This window comes from Oceanobacillus sp. Castelsardo (assembly GCF_001659985.1).
Lineage (GTDB): Bacteria > Bacillota > Bacilli > Bacillales > Amphibacillaceae > Oceanobacillus.
Map to the genome: position 1 here is coordinate 40,627 of NZ_LYCS01000003.1, position 21,198 is coordinate 61,824.

Annotated in this window: 20 protein-coding genes; 1 reads left to right on the forward strand and 19 read right to left on the reverse strand. The window is 37.3% G+C overall.

What is annotated here, in order from left to right:
* Positions 1-37 precede the first annotated feature (37 nt).
* The 5 genes from A9178_RS06990 to spoIIQ form a co-directional block, all read right to left on the reverse strand.
* Positions 38-838: a flagellar hook-basal body protein gene (locus A9178_RS06990; RefSeq protein ID WP_068673748.1), complete on the reverse strand. Its 801-nt coding sequence runs from the start codon at positions 836-838 to the stop codon at positions 38-40.
* A 23-nt stretch (positions 839-861) separates the two neighbouring features.
* Positions 862-1,860, reverse strand: a complete 999-nt coding sequence (mreB, locus tag A9178_RS06995) for a rod shape-determining protein (protein ID WP_068673750.1) — start codon at positions 1,858-1,860, stop codon at positions 862-864.
* A gap of 262 nt (positions 1,861-2,122) precedes the next feature.
* Positions 2,123-2,404, reverse strand: coding sequence for a sporulation transcriptional regulator SpoIIID (spoIIID, locus tag A9178_RS07000; RefSeq protein ID WP_068673752.1), 282 nt, complete (start codon positions 2,402-2,404; stop codon positions 2,123-2,125).
* Between the two features lie 461 nt (positions 2,405-2,865).
* The gene (locus A9178_RS07005) at positions 2,866-3,867 is read right to left on the reverse strand and encodes an AimR family lysis-lysogeny pheromone receptor (protein ID WP_068673754.1); all 1,002 of its coding nucleotides are present in this window, start codon (positions 3,865-3,867) and stop codon (positions 2,866-2,868) included.
* 350 nt (positions 3,868-4,217) lie between these two features.
* On the reverse strand, positions 4,218-5,099 hold the full coding sequence (gene spoIIQ, locus A9178_RS07010; protein WP_068673756.1) for a stage II sporulation protein SpoIIQ: 882 nt from the start codon (positions 5,097-5,099) through the stop codon (positions 4,218-4,220).
* A gap of 281 nt (positions 5,100-5,380) precedes the next feature.
* Here spoIIQ and A9178_RS07015 point away from each other — a divergent pair, with 281 nt between their 5' ends.
* Entirely contained in the window at positions 5,381-6,286 is a 906-nt protein-coding gene (locus A9178_RS07015; RefSeq protein ID WP_068673758.1) for a nuclease-related domain-containing protein, read from the forward strand.
* A gap of 806 nt (positions 6,287-7,092) precedes the next feature.
* Here the strand turns inward: A9178_RS07015 and spoIID are convergent.
* The 14 genes from spoIID to A9178_RS07085 all read right to left on the reverse strand — a co-directional run bounded on the left by spoIID (position 7,093) and on the right by A9178_RS07085 (position 20,954).
* Positions 7,093-8,259 (reverse strand): stage II sporulation protein D, encoded by a 1,167-nt coding sequence (gene spoIID, locus A9178_RS07020; protein ID WP_068673760.1) that lies wholly within the window; start codon positions 8,257-8,259, stop codon positions 7,093-7,095.
* Positions 8,260-8,469: 210 nt separating this feature from the next.
* Positions 8,470-9,387, reverse strand: coding sequence for a S66 peptidase family protein (locus tag A9178_RS07025; RefSeq protein ID WP_068673762.1), 918 nt, complete (start codon positions 9,385-9,387; stop codon positions 8,470-8,472).
* Between the two features lie 143 nt (positions 9,388-9,530).
* Positions 9,531-10,859, reverse strand: a complete 1,329-nt coding sequence (gene murA, locus A9178_RS07030; RefSeq protein WP_068673764.1) for a UDP-N-acetylglucosamine 1-carboxyvinyltransferase — start codon at positions 10,857-10,859, stop codon at positions 9,531-9,533.
* A gap of 34 nt (positions 10,860-10,893) precedes the next feature.
* Entirely contained in the window at positions 10,894-11,601 is a 708-nt protein-coding gene (locus A9178_RS07035; protein WP_068673766.1) for a YwmB family TATA-box binding protein, read from the reverse strand.
* Between the two features lie 99 nt (positions 11,602-11,700).
* Entirely contained in the window at positions 11,701-11,931 is a 231-nt protein-coding gene (locus A9178_RS07040; protein WP_068673768.1) for a DUF1146 family protein, read from the reverse strand.
* Positions 11,932-13,173: 1,242 nt separating this feature from the next.
* On the reverse strand, positions 13,174-13,572 hold the full coding sequence (locus A9178_RS07045) for a F0F1 ATP synthase subunit epsilon (RefSeq protein ID WP_068673770.1): 399 nt from the start codon (positions 13,570-13,572) through the stop codon (positions 13,174-13,176).
* A 116-nt stretch (positions 13,573-13,688) separates the two neighbouring features.
* Positions 13,689-15,098 (reverse strand): F0F1 ATP synthase subunit beta, encoded by a 1,410-nt coding sequence (gene atpD, locus A9178_RS07050; protein ID WP_068673772.1) that lies wholly within the window; start codon positions 15,096-15,098, stop codon positions 13,689-13,691.
* A gap of 33 nt (positions 15,099-15,131) precedes the next feature.
* Positions 15,132-15,989, reverse strand: a complete 858-nt coding sequence (atpG, locus tag A9178_RS07055; protein ID WP_068673774.1) for an ATP synthase F1 subunit gamma — start codon at positions 15,987-15,989, stop codon at positions 15,132-15,134.
* Between the two features lie 389 nt (positions 15,990-16,378).
* Positions 16,379-17,887, reverse strand: a complete 1,509-nt coding sequence (gene atpA / locus A9178_RS07060) for a F0F1 ATP synthase subunit alpha (RefSeq protein ID WP_068673776.1) — start codon at positions 17,885-17,887, stop codon at positions 16,379-16,381.
* 19 nt (positions 17,888-17,906) lie between these two features.
* The gene (locus tag A9178_RS07065; RefSeq protein ID WP_068673779.1) at positions 17,907-18,452 is read right to left on the reverse strand and encodes a F0F1 ATP synthase subunit delta; all 546 of its coding nucleotides are present in this window, start codon (positions 18,450-18,452) and stop codon (positions 17,907-17,909) included.
* Complete coding sequence (atpF, locus tag A9178_RS07070) at positions 18,449-18,913, reverse strand: F0F1 ATP synthase subunit B (RefSeq protein ID WP_082918137.1); 465 nt, start codon at positions 18,911-18,913, stop codon at positions 18,449-18,451. The genes A9178_RS07065 and atpF overlap by 4 nt, the downstream gene beginning before the upstream one ends.
* Before the next feature lie 333 nt (positions 18,914-19,246).
* A complete protein-coding gene (atpE, locus tag A9178_RS07075; protein WP_068673782.1) occupies positions 19,247-19,453 on the reverse strand; it encodes a F0F1 ATP synthase subunit C in 207 nt (68 codons plus the stop codon).
* Between the two features lie 133 nt (positions 19,454-19,586).
* Positions 19,587-20,318, reverse strand: a complete 732-nt coding sequence (gene atpB, locus A9178_RS07080) for a F0F1 ATP synthase subunit A (RefSeq protein WP_068673784.1) — start codon at positions 20,316-20,318, stop codon at positions 19,587-19,589.
* 243 nt (positions 20,319-20,561) lie between these two features.
* Positions 20,562-20,954, reverse strand: coding sequence for an ATP synthase subunit I (locus A9178_RS07085; protein WP_068673786.1), 393 nt, complete (start codon positions 20,952-20,954; stop codon positions 20,562-20,564).
* Positions 20,955-21,198 lie beyond the last annotated feature (244 nt).

Consider the following 21,198-nt stretch of genomic DNA (forward strand, 5'->3'; position numbering starts at 1 on the left):
AATCCGGTGAAAAGACACTCCTAGATTTCACCGGTCATTAGATTCTTCCTATTTCACTAACCGCTTTTCCCATGCTTTCATCATAAGCCTTTAATACCCGCTGATTTGTTTCAAATAAACGATAGGCATTCATCATTTCCGTCATCGTCTGTACGGCATCCACATTCGAACCTTCAAGGAATCCTTGTTTCATTGTAAAATTAGCGTTAGCAGGAACAGCCCCCGCTTCCCCATTAAACAAGTCATTACCCTCTTTTGCCATATCTAGTACATTAGCTGTATAAGCAATGCCTAATGGAACATACTGTGTATTCGTTTCAATTACTCCATCTGGCGTAACCGAAAATTCCGTACCGTCAATCTGAATCGGATTCCCTGTTTGATCTAAAACATAATACCCTTGACCCGTTACAAGATATCCTTCACCATCTAACGTAAAGTTACCATTTCTTGTATATCGAACGTCACCCGCTTCATTTTGTACTGTAAAAAACAATGCTCCATTGTCATCAGGAACGTCACCTTGAACAATGGCTAAATCCGTCTGAAGTTTCGTTTCGCGAATATCGCCTTGCTGAAAGTTGGGTATCGTTTCTTGCACATATACTCCAGTATTTAATGACCCGATAGGTTTTGTCGTTCCTATCTTGGAGCCATTTTTCACAGGTGTTTGTTGTGAGCTTATTTGTTGCATCAGAAGCTCTGGAAAAGCCCGCATTGTCGCTTGATCTGCTTTATATCCTGGAGTATTTGAATTTGCTATATTGTTTGCTAACGTCTCTTGTGCACGTTGTTGGGCTAGCATCCCACTCGCAGCCGTATAAAAGCCTCTTAACATCTAAATCGCCTCCAAATAAGGGCTTAGATTATTCTTTTTTCGATTTTATCGATATTTTCAAGCATCATCCCTGTACCTTTTGCCACACAGTTCATTGGTTCTTCGGCAATAAATACAGGAACCTTTAATTCTTCTGCTAAAAGCTGATCAATTCCGTGGATAAGCGCACCGCCACCGGTTAAAATAATTCCACGATCAATAATATCAGCTGACAATTCTGGTGGTGTACGTTCCAAAACAGATTTCGCCGCTTGAACAATTAAATAAACAGACTCGCGAAGGGCTTCCTCGATTTCAACAGATCCCACAGAAATAGTACGTGGAAGACCTGAAACCATATCACGACCACGAATCTCCAATTCTTCTTTTCTGGAATCTTTAAATACAGTCGCAACTTGGATTTTAATTTCTTCTGCAGTCCGTTCCCCAATTAATAATTTATATTTTTTCTTAATATATTGAAGAATCTCGATGTCAAATTTATCTCCAGCCATTTTAATCGATTCGGAAGTAACAATACCTCCCATGGATAGTACCGCAACATCTGTTGTTCCACCACCGATATCAACAACCATATTCCCGCTTGGTTGGAAAATTTCCATTCCCGCACCGATTGCAGCAACTTTAGGCTCTTCTTCTAAATAAATCTTTTTCCCACCGGATTTCTCTGCCGCTTCTTTAATTGCTTTTTGCTCCACTTTCGTAATATTCGTTGGACAGCAAATGAGCATTCTTGGTTTTGAAAGAAGTCCTTTAACATTGATTTTATTAATAAAATGCTTTAGCATTGCCTCTGTTACGTCGAAATCAGCAATTACCCCATCTTTTAATGGACGAATTGCTTCAATGTTTCCTGGCGTACGACCAACCATACGTCGTGCAGCCTCCCCAACCTCTAGGACTTTCCCAGTGTTGCGATCCATTGCAACAACAGATGGTTCATTCAAAACAATTCCTTTACCCTTCAAGTGTATAAGTACATTTGCCGTTCCAAGGTCAATTCCAATATCCCTAGAAAACATGTATCTAGATCCTCCTAGTTTATTAACTTGCATCTGTCCGAAAACATAATGCTACTAATAAAATATTTTACCACAAAATTCTACAATTAACTGCTTTTATCGAAAAAGATTTTTGGTGAATTTTTTAATGGGAATTGGGGATAAGGGTGGTAGGATTTCCAATATTTGTGAAATCGTTATCCATTATCTATCTAAAGAATTTTTACCTTTTAACATGAAAATAGGACGAGAAATCTCTCGTCCTACCCTACTACACTTCTCTTTATCCCACCGGCTTAGGAGTATCCTTACTCGGTGGGCTTACTTTATATTTCTTCCTTGTTGCTTCCCCTCCACGAAGATGTCTAATCGATTTGTGATATTCTAGGACTTCTTTTACCTGAATGGCTAATTCGGGGTTAATTTCTGGTAAGCGTTCTGTAAGATCTTTATGAACTGTGCTTTTGGAAACACCAAATTCCTTTGCTATAGTTCGAACTGTTTTTCTTGTCTCCAAGATATAATTACCTATTTTAATTGTTCTTTCCTTGATGTAATCGTGCACACCGTTCGCCTCCCTAAGTTGATAACTTCCGAGGTGTCTAAGAACCTGAGACAAGGTGTTTATCATAATGCGGCATGTTCATTCATACGAATAATAATCGGAGCGACAACGTAATCTATGTAACTATTAAGTTTTTAATCACAACTAAATAACGAACTCTATACGAATATTCTGTAATTTTTGCTGACATAATACAATAATCTGCTTTCATTATCATGTCCATACTACCAGCCACAATAAGCTCTCACCTCAGACGTTGCTAAATGACTGATTTGTATTCATTTTATTACGCTTACACTCCATTTATGATAAAAATTCAACATTTAAGCATTTAGACAAGTTGTATTTTTGAAAAAAGGGTAGAAACTATAAAAATTAAGCTGACTTAAATAGTAATTTGCTTTGTATGACAAAAAAAGCTGACACAACTAGATGTCAGCTTTTTGCTAAAATGCCTTATTTCATAGTATTTTCAATTCATGTAATGGTAAACGACAAAAGAAATTATCGTTTCGTTTATATACAAAATCCTTATATGATTGAATTAATAACGATTTGTCTTGCTTCGCCTTACCTAAATAATATTTTTCAAATGGTGTATTGATTGGAACCTGTTCTAATATTTCAATCGCCTTTTTATAATTTCCTTTCATAATTTCTAAATGTGCTTGTTCACTTTTATTGGTGGTCGTAATATTGTCTGTTTTGTTAAAATAAGCAGCTAAAAAAGGAATCTTTGTTTGCTCAATAAACTCAATTTTCGATGTCATATCATTGTCTTTTGCGATTTTTAATGCTTTCCGCAAGTGAAACATTCCTTGTGAATAAGAATCAAACGTATAGGATTCCCCCAGTTTAATATGAGTTTCTACTTGTATTTCTGGATTGCACGTCAAATTCAGTAATTTATACCCATGTTTTCTAGTCATAATAATTTCATTTTGCATTAATGTGTAAGTAAGTGTTACGAGATGATACCTAATTTTAAAATTTTCCACTAAAAAATAATCGTCAATTTGTGGGAGAAGCTCCTCATATCTACAGATCGCATTTCCTAAATCATGGTAACTATGCATGTTAAATTGTATGTTTACTTTAGCGAACTCAAGTAGACATAATAATTCCGGCTCATTTGTTTCAATCTGATTAATTCTTTCTAAGACTTCAATAGGTTTATAGTTTCCTTCCCTAAGTTGTAGTTGAATTTTGTAAACTTCTGCCCACTTTCTATTGGATGGGTCAAAGGATTGTTTATTTTTTTCAATTAAAGACCTTAATTCACGAAGATACCCATTTATAAATAAAAATTCCATCCCCTTTTTTTGAATTTCTTTAGAGGTAGAATCTAAACAAAACTGTCTCATCTGTTCCATTGCCATTTCTTCACTATATTTTTGCCTAAGTGCGTCCTGAAGTTGAATTAACGAAACCATTTCCGAATATTCTATCTTACCTGTTACCATTCTCAACTATATTCCCCTCTCTTACTATATGAAAAAAACCTTTTATCTCATCTTTTTTTACATGTTTTTATTTTTATCTCTATTTTTTTATTCTTCTAGTCTATTTTCTTTCTTTATTTCTCTTTTCCCTGTTTTCTGGTCATATTCTTGTAAAATTACCTAAATTTAATCCATTAATTACAACACCTGTACCATCATAGCACATTTTTTTCGAAATTTAAGAAAAATCGTTCGACAATATCCGAGTTTTTCCCTATTTTCGTTCCCTTTTTTCTTTCATTTAAACTAAATTTTCCTAAACAAGGAAAAATACCCTAGCAAACGTTATGCTAGAGTACTTTTTCCATTTTTTATCGATTAGCTGCATTGTCAGAATTTGTTTCCGAATCTGCATTAGAATCTTCTTCTTTATTTTCATTTGTTTCAGATTCATTAGCTTCGTCAGATTTAGCTTCATCAGACTCAGCTTCTTCATTTACGGCAGTGTCTTCATTAGCTTCAGCTTTTTCTTCTGTTTCAGCTTCTTCAGTCACTTCTTCACTTTTAACTTCATCTAAACTACTAACTGGTTGATTGAAGTAACTTTCTGGATTTACTACTTGTCCAGCTTTTCTTATTTCAAAATGTACATGTGTACCATTGTCTTTTCCGAAAATACTTTGTCCCGCTGTTCCTACTTGATCCCCTTGTTTTACTTCATCCCCTGGAGTTACTTTAACTTCCTCAAGACTTGAGTAATAAGTCATAACTTCATTACCATGATCTACTACAACAACATTACCTAAAAGCGGATCTTCTTTTACTTCCGTCACTGTCCCGCTCAAAGATGCAACCACATCAAATGATTCTTCTGATGCAAGGTCAATTCCTTTGCTTTGATAGTATCTATTATTATAAAATACTAAAGCATTCTCTTGATCTTCTTCAGATGCACTATAATCATAAAATTTAGTTACGATTTCTGCTTGATCAGGATCTGTCAAAGGAGATTGAATAACTTCTTGTTGGCTTGTTACTGGTTCAGCTTCCTCATCTGTTGATGTTGGAATGGATTCCTCTTGTTCATTTTGAATTTCCTCATCAGCAGTTGGAACAGAGCTGTCTAAATTTTGATACCATACAACAACAGCTAATAGAAGTGCAGCAAGACCTAAATATACAGCAGGGAAAAACCATTTTTTCCGGAAAATTTGACTCCATTTATTTTTTGGAGTTTCTCTGTTTTCTTTCATTAGAACATCACCTCAGCACTCATTGTTATCAGAAATAGAGAAATATATACATTTCCAGGGAAAAATTATTCGATTTTATGCATTTTTTTAAAATAGTAGGGGAAAGTAAGCGTTTGAGCGGTGTCTAGCATACAATCTTCCAAAAGTGCGTTGCTTGTATAGGCTAGCTCCTAGAAAAGAAGTGCAAAAACTTTGTTTAGTCCGTTTTCATATTTCTTTCTTCTTTTGTAAGAATCGAATATAATAGACTTAATATTATGAATAAGAAAGGAAAGAAATAGATGCTTTATAAACCTCGCACCAAACCGATTACTCTAGAAATACTCGAATTTTTAAATCTCCGTATGAAATTAACTACAAAAGATAAACAACACTATTTCAGCCAATTAAAGGGCTATGAAGGGGAAGTCATTTTTGATAGCTTCACTGAAAGACTTCAGTGTGAATGCTTCATAGTAAATGATTTATTATTAGAAACAAATAATAGTACCTTTCAAATTGATTCTCTTCTTATTTTGCAAGATGGAATCTATCTTTTTGAAGTGAAAAACTTTGAAGGGGATTATTATTACGATTCAGAAAAGATATTCAAGAAACCCAACACAGAAATTGTGAATCCACTTCACCAATTGAGCAGAAGCGAATCCCTACTACGACAGTTACTCCCTAAACTAGGTTACCCCCTTCCAATACATGCTTCCATTGTATTTATTAACCCGGCCTTTACCTTATACCAAGCACCTCTTAACCAACCTATTATTTTTCCAACACAAATTAAAAATTACTTAAGTAATATAAATGCAACCCCATCCAAATTATCAAAATGGCACGAAAAACTTGCTGATCAATTATCGTCATTACATATGACTGAATCGCCATATGCAAAAATTCCTTCCTATACTTATAACCAACTTCGAAAAGGGATTACCTGCTTTAAATGTCATTCATTTTCTGTTTCAGTGGAAAATAGAAAATGTGTTTGCCACAAATGTAGTTATAAGGAATCCATTTACAATGCCATATTAAGAACAGTAAAGGAATTCCAACTTCTATTCCCGAATGAAAGGATTACAACCAACATCATTCAGGATTGGTGTCAAATTGTGCAATCCAAACAAATAATCAGAAGAACATTAGCAGCACACTTTGATGTCGTGGGGGTAAATCAGTGGACTTACTACGAATAAGTTACTATTTTATGACGTTCCAGCAGTCATCGCACCTATGACTCGCGCTATCATTTGTTTTCCCTCTCGTTCCGGCACTCATCGACTCCATGACTTGCGATACCTTTTGATTTCTCTCTCGTTCCGGCACTCATCGCACCTATGACTCGCGCTATCATTTGTTTTCTCTCTCGTTCCGGCACTCATCGGACCTATGACTTTCGCTATCATTTGTTTTCTCTCTCGTTCCGGCACTCATCGGCTCTATGAGTTGCGATACCTTTGAATTTCCCTCTCGTTCCGGCACTCATCGGCTCTATGAGTTGCGATACCTTTGAATTTCCCTCTCGTTCCGGCACTCATCGGCCCTATGAGTTGCGATACCTTTGAATTTCTCTCTCGTTCCGGCACTCATCGGCCCTATGAGTTACGATACCTTTGAATTTCCCTCTCGTTCCGGCACTCATCGCACCTATGACTCGCGCTATCATTTGTTTTCTCTCTCGTTCCGGCACTCATCGGCCCTATGAGTTACGATACCTTTGAATTTCCCTCTCGTTCCAGCACTCATCGCACCTATGACTCGCGCTATCATTTGTTTTCTCTCTCGTTCCGGCACTCATCGCACCTATGACTCGCGCTATCATTTGTTTTCTCTCTCGTTCCGGCACTCATCGGCCCTATGAGTTGCGATACCTTTGAATTTCCCTCTCGTTCCGGCACTCATCGCACCTATGACTCGCGCTATCATTTGTTTTCCCTCTCGTTCCGGCACTCATCAATACCCCGGAGCTTTTAGGGCGTTTTTACACAAAAAACCCCTCATTTCATTTAGAAACGAGGGTTGGTGCAGTATCATTTACCGTGCTGATTTCTATATCTTTATAATAGTGATGGACAATGTCTTCATACGTTTTTCCTTCTTTGGCCATAAAGTTCGCTCCGTATTGACTCATTCCTATGCCATGTCCATAGCCTTCTGTTGTAAATACGAAATGTCCATTATTTTGTTTTATCTTAAAGTCGCTTGATTTTAAGTTTAGCTTTTCACGGACTTCTCTTCCTGAAAAACTATTTCCTTCTATTCCAATTTCCTTTACACGACCACTTTTCGTTCTTGACTCTTCTATATATGCCGGCTTATCCTTTGGTAAACTGATACCCAATGCCGCTTCTACTTCTTCAGTTGTAAATGTATCTTGATTAAGATACTTAGGTGAATCTTTATCCCACGGGCTTTTAACACTTCTTAAATATGGAAGCTCATTTTCCCAATAATCTTCGGAGTTTTCCGTGTAACCATTACTAGTAGAGAAAAATGCTGCTGTTATAGGGGCATCTTTATACGTTAAAATTTTTCCCTTTGTCGCATTAACTGCTTCTTTAATTTTATTCATTTTCTTTGAGTATTCACTACCCCATTGTTTTAGAAGTTCCTCATCACTTTTATATACTTGATGTTGGACGGTGTCGGTTACATCATATTCTTCATTTTTTTCACCATGTAGTAAATGATTGACCGTATACGTTCGAGCTGCGAGCGCCTGGGCTTTTAATGCTTCTAACTCAAATTCTGCTGGCATTTCTGCAGCAATTACCCCAGCAATGTAATCTTCCAGCGGTATATTTTCAACCGTTTCTGTTGCAGTTCGTTTCACCTCTACCGTAAATGGTGATGAAGCAGTTTCAACGGATTCTTCTTTAACCTCTTTTGCCCCTACAGTCCCTTCCTGTTCACTACTTCCAAATGGTGCAACAATGATTGTTGGAATTACTAGAATGAACATAATCAAAGCAGATAGAGTTAGTATAGTTGGAAGCCTCCACTTTTTTGCAGATGAATTAGTCTGATATACAGAATGTAGTTGGGTGACTTTATTCAATTTGCTTTTCTTTTTAGATTGATGAGATGACTGCTTCTTTTTTAGTTGTTTGACAAGATTAGAATTTTTCTTTTTTTTGACTGGTTTGTATGGATAATGATGTCCTTTCACAGCTTTCCTCCTTTAGTATATAGTCATTTGATTAATCTAGTAATCCTATTATTAAATCTATACAAATTCCGTTTTTAATAGAACCAGAAATTAAACTTTCTAGATTCTATTTTAAAATACGCAATCTAGAATAGAGTTAAAGCTTGTGGAATTGCGCTTATTGACTTTTTTTGTCACATTCCCTTACATACTTCGACTTTCTTTGCAAAACTATTTAACTCCAGGGTCAATGACTAATTGTTTATTATATGTGGATAACTTAGCATATGCACCTAAGGGAACGGCAAAATGTGGATAACAATGACCAATCTTGAAACCACCCATAACCGGAATGCCTATATTTGAAAAATAATCGTGAAACACTTCTTCTATTGTTAAAGAATGGTTCAATTTCGATTCAGCGTTTGCAAAGTCACCGATCACAATGCCTCTCGCTTCTCGTAGTTTACCAGATAATTTTAATTGATTTAGCATACTATCCACCCGATAAGGTTCCTCCCCTATATCTTCTATGACGAGGATTTTATCTTTTGTATCGATTTCAAACGGGGTTCCCAACGTACTAATCAGTAAGGACAAATTTCCACCTACTAGTTGGCCTGCAGTTTCACCGGGATAATGTGCACAAAGTGGGGATAAGTACTCTGAGTAAATGAGGCACGTAGGTTGGAATAATTGATTAAACATCGTTGCTGAGAAGTAATCAAAATGGGGTTTTGCAATATCAGATGCTACCATTGGTCCATGAAAAGTTACGAGGCCCGTCTGTTGTCGAATCGCTGTATGTAAATACGTAATATCACTGTAACCCCAGATAATTTTAGGATTACGTCTTACCCATTCATAATTAATAGAAGGAACAAAACGGGCTGTGCCATACCCACCACGGGCAAAAATAATCGCTTTTATATTTGGATCAACAACCATATCATGAAAGTCTTCTAATCGTTCTTTATCGGTTCCAGCTAAATATCCATACACGTTATCCACATGTTGTCCTAGCTGTACACAAAGTCCAAGATTTTCAAAAAAAGGAATACCCTTTTTGATATCTTCTAAATCTACTGGTCCCGCCGGCGCTATAATACCGATTGTATCCCCCTCACACAATCTACTTGGAAAAATCATCTTTTTCACACTCCTTGCTTAAAAACTATATGAAGAATTTTGTAAAATATGATTACTTCTCGTAACAAATGGAAAAAACAAAAAATCGCATGGATGTTATTAATCCATGCGATTCCGAGTTATGTTTATTTTATTGTCCACTTTTACGACAATCTTGCAATCATTCTTTTGTTCTCTTGGTCTACTATCAAAACGTTTTTGTCTTCATTTACACGTTCAATGTTTGCACCAAGAGAGGCTAGTTTTCCTGCTAAATCCACATAACCACGATCTAGATGTTTTAATTCGGTTACTCTAGTATATCCATCAGATACTAAGCCAGCTAATATGAGCGCAGCAGCAGCACGTAGGTCAGTTGCAGCAACTTCTGCACCTTGTAACTCTGAAGGTCCCTCAATAATTACGCTACGTCCTTCAATTTTCATTTTTGCATTCATACGTCTAAATTCTTCCACATGCATAAAGCGATTTTCGAATACTGTTTCGGTAATCACGCTAGTTCCTTTTGCTTGAAGCATTAAGGCCATTAATTGTGATTGCATATCCGTTGGAAAACCAGGGTATGGTAATGTTTTAATATCTGTTGCCTTTAACTTTCCTTCTTTCGGTCCGATGACACGTAACCCACGTTTTTCTTCTTTTACGGTAACGTTCATTTCTTCTAATTTAGAAATAACGGAACGAAGATGGTCTGCTTCTGCATTTTCTATTAAAACATTTCCACCAGTAATTGCAGCTGCTACCATAAATGTACCTGCTTCAATTCGGTCCGGGATAATAGAATGATTGGCACCTTTTAATTTTTCCACTCCAGTAATACGAATCGTTTCCGTACCTGCACCAACAATCTTAGCACCCATTTTATTTAAATAATTTGCCAAGTCTACAATTTCAGGTTCTTTTGCACAGTTTTCTATTATAGAAGTTCCATCTGCCAATGCAGCAGCCATAATAATATTTTCAGTTGCACCAACACTTGGCATATCTAAATAAACTTTTGCTCCTTTAAGACGTCCATCAACTTTTGCTTCAACAAAACCATTGCCTACATGAATGTCAGCACCCATCGCTTCAAAGCCCTTTAAGTGTAGGTCAATTGGTCGTGATCCGATTGCACAGCCACCTGGCATTGCAACTTTCGCATGACCATAGCGGGCTAAAAGTGGTCCCAGCACTAATACAGAAGCGCGCATTTTTCGTACATACTCAAATGGAGCCTCTGTCGTTAATTCCTTGGAAGCATCAATTTCTACTGTATTTTTATCAGGATCAAAGTTAACATCAACGTTCATACTTCTTAATACTTCATTTATTGTATATACATCTGCTAGAACAGGCACTTCAGTAATGATACTCTTACCTTCACTTGCAATTAAACTTGCAGCAATAACCGGAAGAACCGCATTCTTGGCACCTTCTACACGAACAGTACCATTTAATTGGTGTCCGCCTCTTACGATGATTTTTTCCATGTTACAAATCTCCTTCAGATCCATTTTCACTATATTAATATTCATTTATTAGGATAGGTGTTCCTAAAGTCACTTCTGTATGTCCATTTTTTTCTTGGGTTATTGCAATTTGGACGTTTGTCGGTATTTCTTCTATTGTTATCTTTTCATCCCATTTTTCTGTATATCCATAAATATATTTACGTTCTATATTTGTTGTTGTGTCTAATTGTGTTTTTGTATGTTGAAGATTTAAAAAATTCATCAATTCTTTTTCAAATACACCATTATGTATTATACCACCGGACTCAGTTTTAAGCCACGAAAATATTCGTTTATTACTTGTAAAATATTTACTTAATATGGAATGAATGACACTCTGATACTCAGATTTTATCTCTTGATTCCAAGTATTTCCTTCGATAACTACTGTTAGTTCAGGATAACTTTCTTTCATTTTAGGTAATATAACATTATATGTTACGTTAACACTCTTCCCTTTATGAGTGTCTCTAAACTGAAATTTTATTATATTTTCATTTTCTATCCTAGAGCCTTTATAACTATTTTTTAATTCATTCAAGATTTTATTAATAGAGCTCCCATTCAACTTTTCCTTGGTAATAACTTGCCACTCTTTAACAGGTAATTGTTGATCTGTAACAAAATCAGCTAATTGTTCTATTTCTGAAATACCTTTTCCTTGAACGGAAGCAACTGAAGTGATCATAAATAATATAGAGATTAGTAACATTCTTTTCATAAAAAACCCCCCCGGTTAATTCTGCTATTCACAGTATTGACCCAAGAGGTTATTATATATACTTATAAAGTTATAGAATACTAGAGTTATTCTTATACATTAAAACAAGAAGATAAGATCATTTGACCACTGTACAATTTCTAAGAAAAATCGGCTTACACCAGAACCAATTACAATTGCAATAAAGAATAATAAAATCCTCGCCTCTGTTACCTTTCCCTTTTTAATAATTGATGAAATATCCACTGTTAATAGCACGCGCCACGTAATGTATATAAATAAAAAGTGCGAAAAAATACTGACTAATGCCCATTGTCCAATTGATAACATATACAACCACCTTATTCTTTTTCTACCTGTTACTTTGCCACGAATAAATAAAAAAGTCAAAAATAGATAAAGAGTATAATTTTTTAGACCTTTTTGTCCAGATAAAAAAGATAAGCCTACGCATCCAATACTCGCCCCACTGTAACGATTCGAATAAATACAACTAAAGTATCTGACCAAAAGCATGTCGAATGAGAAGTTTTTTAATAGAATAATAGAATCATTTCCTAGGAAATAGCGATTAAAGTAGAAAAATTAATTTTCCTGCTAGTTATAAGACTATTTATAAGAAGAATGTGGGTTTTCGGAGAATTGCGTCGGTATGGATTATACAAAACTAATGAGAGGCCAATAAAAACTCTATAGATAGTCAATAAAATTTCTTATCGTTTTTAAATACGGATGCGTGCGCGACCTTTCCTAATGAACCCATAGTGACAGCCTTCTTCTCGGTTGAATACTTTCAAATTTCTAGTCAAGTCAACCGTGACAACACCTCTCTCGGTTGACTTCTTCCTTAATTTCCCTCCAAGTCGACCGTGACGGCACCTCTCTCGGTTGACCTCTTCCTAATTTCCTGCCAAGTCGACCGTGACAACACCTCTCTCGGTTGACTTCTTCCTAATTTCCATCCAAGTCGACCGTGACAACACCTCTCTCGGTTGACTTCTTCCTAATTTCCATCCAAGTCAACCGTGACGGCACCTCTCTCGGTTGACTTCTTCCTAATTTCCTGCCAGGTCAACCGTGACAGCATCTCTCTCGGTTGACTTCTTCCTAATTTCCTGCCAAGTCAACTGTGACAACACCTCTCTCGGTTGACCTCTTCCTAATTTCCCTCCAAGTCGACCGTGACGGCACCTCTCTCGGTTGACTTCTTCCTAATTTCCTTCCAAGTCAACTGTGACAACACCTCTCTCGGTTTACTTCTTCCTAATTTCCTGCCAGGTCAACCGTGATAACACCCCTCTCGGTTTACTTCTTCCTAATTTCCTTCCAAGTCGACCGTGACAACCTCTCTCTCGGTTGACCTCTTCTAACTTTCCCTCCATGTCAACCCTGACAACCAGTTTCACGTTAATAGCGCTTGTCATTATTGATATATTCTTTGGATATTACAAAAATATAAACAAAACATAATTCCTCTATAGCAAAAGTGTACACGATTATATTGATACAACTAACCTAGGGTTCAATGAAACAAAAAATCCCCTGCAACAAAGTCGCAAGAGATTTTTACTATTATTTACTTGAAACATCTAAACGGTTAATTGCGCGTTGGAGTGCTAATTCAGCCCGTAGTTTATCGATATTATCTTGACTTGATTGAAGCCGGCGTTCTGCTCTTTCTTTGGCTTCTCTTGCACGTTCTACATCAATATCAGATGGCTTTTCAGCTGATTGTGCAAGGATAGAAACTTTGTTTGAGCTAACTTCCATGATGCCTCCATTTACAGCAAGTTTATCCTCACCGTTGCCCTTCTTTAAACGAACAGCAGCAATGGATAATGGAGCAACAATAGGAATATGGTGTGGCATGATACCAATTTCTCCACTTTCCGCACGACATACAACCATTTCATATTCATCTTCCAAAACGGGACCATTAGGAGTAACAACACTCACAGTTAGTGTTTTCAATGTAATCCCTCCTAGGATTTGCATAGAGGAAGAGATAACGATTCACGTTACCCCTTTGTTCCCTCTTTTAGAACTAATTTCAGAAGCCACGCTAAGCGGTCGCCTCCGCTTTTCATTTAGCCTTGCAATTGTTGTGCTTTTTCTACAACTTCTTCGATGCGGCCTACTAGACGGAATGCGTCCTCTGGTAGGTCATCATATTTACCGTCAAGGATTTCTCTGAATCCTTTCACTGTTTCAGCTACTGGAACATAAGAACCTGGTTGGCCGGTAAACTGTTCTGCAACGTGGAAGTTTTGGGATAGGAAGAATTGGATACGACGTGCACGTGCAACGACTAGTTTGTCCTCGTCACCTAATTCATCCATACCTAAGATAGCGATAATATCTTGTAATTCTTTGTAGCGTTGAAGTGTTTGCTGTACTTCAGTTGCTACTTTATAGTGTTCTTCCCCTACGATTTCAGGGTCAAGTGCACGTGAAGTAGATTCTAATGGATCCACCGCTGGATAGATACCTTGCTCAGACAATTTACGGTCTAAGTTCGTTGTAGCATCTAAGTGTGCGAAAGTTGTAGCTGGTGCAGGGTCAGTATAGTCATCCGCAGGTACATAGATAGCCTGGATAGATGTAACGGATCCTTTATCAGTAGACGTAATACGTTCTTGTAGTGCACCCATTTCCGTAGCTAGTGTTGGTTGGTAACCAACGGCAGATGGCATACGTCCTAATAGAGCGGATACCTCTGAACCAGCTTGTGTAAAACGGAAAATGTTGTCGATGAATAGTAACACGTCTTGTCCTTGTTCATCACGGAAATATTCAGCCATTGTAAGTCCAGTTAGAGCTACACGCATACGTGCTCCTGGTGGCTCATTCATTTGTCCGAAAACCATGGCAGTTTTTGTAATAACGCCAGAATCTTTCATTTCATAGTAAAGGTCATTACCTTCACGTGTACGTTCTCCAACACCTGCGAATACGGAAATACCACCGTGTTCTTGCGCGATGTTGTTGATTAATTCCTGAATAAGTACGGTTTTACCTACACCCGCACCACCGAATAGACCAATCTTACCACCTTTAATATATGGTGCAAGTAAGTCTACAACCTTAATACCCGTTTCTAAAATTTCAGTTTCAGTAGAAAGGTTTTCGAATTTTGGTGGTTCACGGTGAATTGGGTCTTTACGAATTCCTTCAGGTAATGCTTCGTCTAGGTCAATTTTATCACCTAAAACGTTAAATACACGTCCTAAAGTTACTTCTCCAACCGGTACAGAAATAGGGCGTCCTAGGCCAGTAACTTCTGCTCCACGTTTTAATCCGTCTGTAGATGACATTGCAATCGTACGGACAGCGTTATCGCCTAATTGTAAAGCAACTTCTAATGTAAGTTGTTCACTTGTATTTTCATCTGTTTCAATGTTAACAGTAAGGGCATCATAAATTTCTGGGAGAGCAGCGTCATCAAATTTCACGTCAACAACTGGTCCCATAACTTGTGTTACATGTCCTTTGCTCAAAAAAATTCCCTCCTAGCGTTTAGATGGAAAAAATTATTCAAGTGCAGCTGCTCCACCAGCAATCTCAGCAATTTGTTGTGTGATTTGCGCCTGACGAGCACGGTTATAGGACAATGTTAATTCACCAATTAGATCATTAGCATTATCTGTCGCACTACGCATAGCTGTCATACTTGCTGCATGCTCACTTGCTTTACCATCTAGTAATGCACCGAAAATTAAACTTTCAGCATAAAGTGGTAATAATACCTTCAATATTTGTTCTTCGCTTGGTTCATACTCATACTGACCAGTGATACCGCCTTGTCCTTGCAAATCTTCAATTGGCAACAATTTATTCATTGTTGGTACTTGAGATATAGCACTTACATAGTGGTTATAAATGATGTTTAATTCATCAATTTCCTCATCCGTAAACATTTGAACCGTTGCTTTTGCAATATCTTTAATATCTGCAAATTGTGGATGGTCTGCAACACCGATAATACTATTAGAAACTGGAATGTTCCGTTTTCTGCAATAGTCAAACCCTTTCCGTCCAATGACGATAACGGTATATTCATCAGGTGAGTTATGACGCTCACTAATTGTATTTTGTAATAGTTTTAATACATGACTATTATATCCACCAACTAGACCACGATCCGAAGTAATAACTAAATAAGCGGTTTTCTTTACTTCGCGTGTTTCAAGCATTGGGTGAGATGCATCCGTTCCTTTTGCAATATTTGCAACGACCTCTTGCATTTTCTCACTGTATGGTACATAACCTTTTGCATTTTGTTCTGCTTTGTTCATTTTAGATGCAGAAACAAGTTCCATCGCACCTGTAATTTGCTTTGTTTTCTTTGTTGAATCTATTCTTGCTTTTATATCTCTTAGTGATGCCAATTTATTTCACCACACTTTCGGGAACATGAGGATAGATGTCAGAAATCGGGGTTTTTCGCACCGATTTCCGCATCTTTATTCTAATATTATCCGTCTAGCTCCAGCGCCCAGCAACTAGCAGATCTTTTTGGTGGGGCGAGCGTTAGCGCAGTCCCAAACTTCACACTTCTTCACTACGATAAGTTAACATCGGTTAAAGTTTAAGGAAGGCCGACTAAGTACGGCCTTTGCGGCCAACGTCGGCATACCCCTATGAAGGGGCATGTTTCCTTTATCTCATTGCAGTAGGAGATTGTCCGATTAAGACCGCCGCTTTGCGCGGCAACTTCGGACCACCTGGCATGGCCAGGCGCAGTTTGTACGTTGCTAGACGGGCGCTTGCGCTTTTGTTAATTAGATGTTAAAAATGTTTTCTTAAATGATTCGATTGCATCGTTCATGTCAGTTGCTTCTGGTAGGTTTCCAGTTTCACGAATAGAAGCTAGTAATTCGGCGCGGTTAGAATCTAACCAGTTGTTCATTTCTTCTTCAAAGCGAAGAACGTCTTCTATTGGAATGTCATCTAAGAAGCCTTTTGTTAATGCATAAATGATCATCACTTGTTTTTCAACAGCTAGTGGTTTATGCAATCCTTGTTTTAGAACTTCTACTGTGCGTTGACCACGATTTAATTTCGCTTGAGTTGCTTTATCTAGGTCAGAACCGAACTGACTGAATGCTTCCAACTCACGGAAAGAAGCAAGGTCTAGACGTAATGTACCTGCAACTTTCTTCATCGCTTTAATCTGTGCGGAACCACCAACACGTGATACAGATAGACCAGCGTTAATAGCAGGACGCACACCTGAGAAGAATAGGTCAGATTGTAAGAAAATCTGTCCATCTGTTATCGAAATTACGTTGGTTGGGATATATGCTGAAATATCCCCAGCTTGTGTTTCAACAAATGGTAGTGCAGTTAATGAACCGCCACCTTTTGCATCACTTAATTTAGCTGCACGCTCTAGTAAACGTGAGTGTAAGTAGAATACATCCCCAGGGAATGCTTCACGGCCTGGTGGACGACGTAATAGTAGGGAAAGCTCACGATAAGCTACCGCTTGTTTAGAAAGGTCATCGTAAACTACTAATACGTGCTTACCGTTGTACATGAACTCTTCACCCATTGATACACCAGCATATGGAGCTAAGTATTGTAATGGAGCTGGATCAGAAGCACCAGCAGAAACAACGATTGTATAATCTAATGCACCGTAACGGCGAAGTGTTTCAACCGTACCGCGAACAGTAGATTGCTTTTGTCCGATTGCAACGTAAATACAAATCATATCTTGATCTTTTTGATTGATGATTGTATCTACTGCTAGAGTTGTTTTACCAGTCTGACGGTCACCGATGATTAATTCACGTTGTCCACGTCCGATTGGTACAAGGGCATCAATTGCTTTAATACCAGTTTGTAGTGGTTCATCAACCGATTTACGATCCATAACACCTGGTGCTGGAGATTCGATTGGACGAGTTTTTGTAGTTTCAATTGGGCCAAGTCCATCAATTGCTTGTCCAAGTGGATTCACTACACGTCCTAATAAATTGTCTCCTACTGGTACTTGCATGATTCTGCCTGTGCGACGAACTTCATCGCCTTCTTTAATTTCCGTATATGGTCCTAAAATAACGATACCAACGTTACTTTCTTCCAAGTTTTGTGCCAATCCCATGACACCGTTGGAGAACTCTAAAAGCTCACCAGCCATTGCATTGTCAAGACCATGCGCACGTGCGATACCGTCTCCGACTTCAATAACTGTTCCAACATCACTAACTTCAATTTCCACATCATAATTTGCGATCTGCTGTTTAATCAGTGTGCTGATTTCTTCAGCTTTAATGCTCATACCATCTTCACCCCTATCATCATATGTTTGCAGTTACGATATTCCGTTCAAAACGTTTTAACTTATTGCTAATGGAACCATCATAAATGGTATTTCCAACGCGAATTTTAATGCCCCCCATGATAGATGGATCGACAACATTGGTAATATGAATTTCGTGCTTGTTTAAACGTTTGGTAAATGACTTTTTCACTTTGAGTAATTCGTCATTTGATAATTCACGAACAGAATATACAGTAGCTTCTGCAATACCTTTTGAATCGTTCACCAATTGGATAAAGTGATCAATAATGATTGGAACATTTACAGTATGATGACGTTCAACTAACAGTTTTACTGTGTTTATAACATCTTTTTGACATCCTTTAAATGCAGCTTCTATTAGCTCTTTCTTCTTGTCATTATTAATCCCTGGATGTGTAAGAAAATTAACGAATTGCTCTTCCGTCTGGAACACTTCACGAACAACAGTAAATTCTTCTACAAATTTATCCAATATATGTTTTTCTTGTCCGAGTTCGAAAAGAGCTTCTGCATAACGATTGGCAACTACTGCTTCACTCATCGCTCTTCTCCTACCTCTTTAAGATAATCATTAATCAATCTTTCTTGATCTTTTTCATTTAGTTCTTTTTCAATTACTTTACTAGCAATTAAAACGGATAATGAAGCAACTTGATCTTGAAGTGCTTGTAATGCTTGCTCTTTTTCGTTTTGAATTTCTTGTTGTGCCTGTTTCTTTATACGTTCTGCTTCTTTACGAGCAGTCTCGATAATTTCTTGTTCTTGTTTCGCTCCGGCAACTTTTGCATCTTCAAACATTTTCTGTGCTTCTTGTTTTACTTGATTCAATTCGGCCTGAGCTTTCCCGGCAGCTTCTTCCGCTTCTTTACGGTTTTTCTCAGCTATTTCTATTTCATTCGCAACATATTCTTCACGTTTTTGCATCATGTTTACTACTGGACCCCAAGCAAATTTCTTGAGTAATAATAGCAATACAAGGAAGAAGAATAGCTGCGTTAGCATGTCTCCTATGTATAATCCACCTAACGCTGCATATACATGAGAATTCGCAAATACCTGCACAAAATTCACTCCTTTCACCTTTATCAGTGAATATTACAGTTTCCTATAAAAAGCTACTTACCTGCATGAAAACAACGGCGAAGTTTGTTTTTTAAAAAATCCCCTTCGCCATTTATTAGAAAACACGGCATTCGCTTTTAGACTAGGTGAATGCCTTAGTTGCACTTATGCAAACTCTTTACGGTGGGGCGAGTAATTGGAGAGCCCCAGACGGGAAAGATTTTATACTTTCCTTACCGCTTAAAATATCTATAGACTTTAGTTAAAAATAAACTACATTACCATTAACGCAATAACTACCGCGATAATAGGCATCGCTTCAACTAGACCTACCCCAATAAACATAGTAGTTTGTAATTGACCTCTTAATTCAGGTTGACGTGCAATCCCTTCTACTGTACGACTAACGATCATACCGTTACCTACACCAGCACCTAGTGCCGCTAAACCTACTGCAATTGCTGCTGCTAAAGCTCCCATAATATAAAATCCTCCTTGATAATGTATATAAATTTTTTATTATTTCCAATTTTAACTAAGAGGTTGTTCCAAAAGACCGGTTGTCCTCCTTTTGAACAAACACTAGTAAATTAAAACTGGTTGAGTCACTAAATTAATGTTCTTCACTAACTTTGTGTGAAATATAAACCATAGATAGCATTGTAAAGATAAATGCTTGGATACCACCGATGAACACACTAAATCCTTGCCATGCTAGGAAAGGTATAGCTCCCCCAATGAATCCTAGAATACTAAAGGAACTAAAAGATGTTACACCTACTAATAATGTTAGTAAAACTTCCCCTGCATAAATGTTACCAAATAGACGTAAACCTAATGTTAATGTGTTGGAAAATTCCTCAACTATTTTGATAGGGAATAATGGCCACATTGGTGTGAAATAATCTTTCACATAAGCTTTACCGCCACGTAACTTGATTCCATAGTAATGACTTAGAACAATTACCATTACGGCTAATGTCAGGGTTAAACCTGGATCTGCTGTTGGCGATTTCCACCATACGTCACCATTGACAACCCCGTTGGTCATAACACCTAACATATTGGATACTAAAATATAACTAAATAGTGTTAAGGCTAATGGTAAGAACATTTTTCCAGTCTTCCAATCCATCGTGTCATTAATGATTCCCTTAACAAAATCAAGAACCCATTCCATTACGTTTTGTGCACCTTTTGGCTTCATTTGTAGATTTCTAGCACCTAGTACACTAATAATGAAAACAATTAATGATGTTACAGCTATCATGAAGACATTAGCCAAATTAAAGTCTAGCCAGGAAATCCCTAATACATCTTCAACTATTGGAGCTGTATGATCCAAATCTATCACCTCTTTTCAGATTTATAGTATCTAGATAACTCTTTGATTGCCAATAGACAATCTTTCCGCAGTAGGAAGCATTTCTCTCCTATCCGCTTAGTAAGCTTGACATTCTCTATAGAGTGGCTGAATGCCTTAGTCACATTTATGCAAATCTTTACGGTTTGGATGAGTAATTGGGCTCCTAAGAGAAGTTTTATACTTTCCTCCCTGCAAAAAAATCTACCAACATATGAGTAACTTTTACGATTCTTTCACTTTCTTCTTCTGTTTGATAATTTCTAGAATCATGTCAAATAGAATAATAAGATAAGAAGATAAAATCCCTATAGCTACACCCATAATATGGAAGATCTCTTGATAACGTAGTGCTAGTAAAACCCCTATAGCTGCTGAAGCTAGTCGTGAGAAAACACCTAATCCACTCCGAGCTGCGCCAGTATCCACAACAGATTTACCAAATGCATCGGTTTTTCGCTGTAATAACCATAAATTATAAAAGCTTATGGCTGTTCCTAAGATTAGACCGTTAAAAACACGGGTATATGGTGTAAAGCCAGCTCCTAGCACTAATATCGACAGAAGATAGAGCATCCACTTACGTTGTCGTCGAACCATACTTTCATATTCTGACATTTTCTCTCTCCTATTTCTTTAGAGGATGTTCAAATAGTTGTTTTATCCTCCATTTGAACAACACCTTTATGCTTAGTTATGAAGCCCCGAATTGTCCTAATCCTTTTAGAGATGTTCAAATATTCCTTCTTTTGAACACGCACTTTTAGGAAACCATTTGCCATCATTTCGTTGTTATTCAGCATTTTTTTCATGTTTATGACAGTAAGGATATGAAACTAATATGTATTTAAAGTTTTCACTA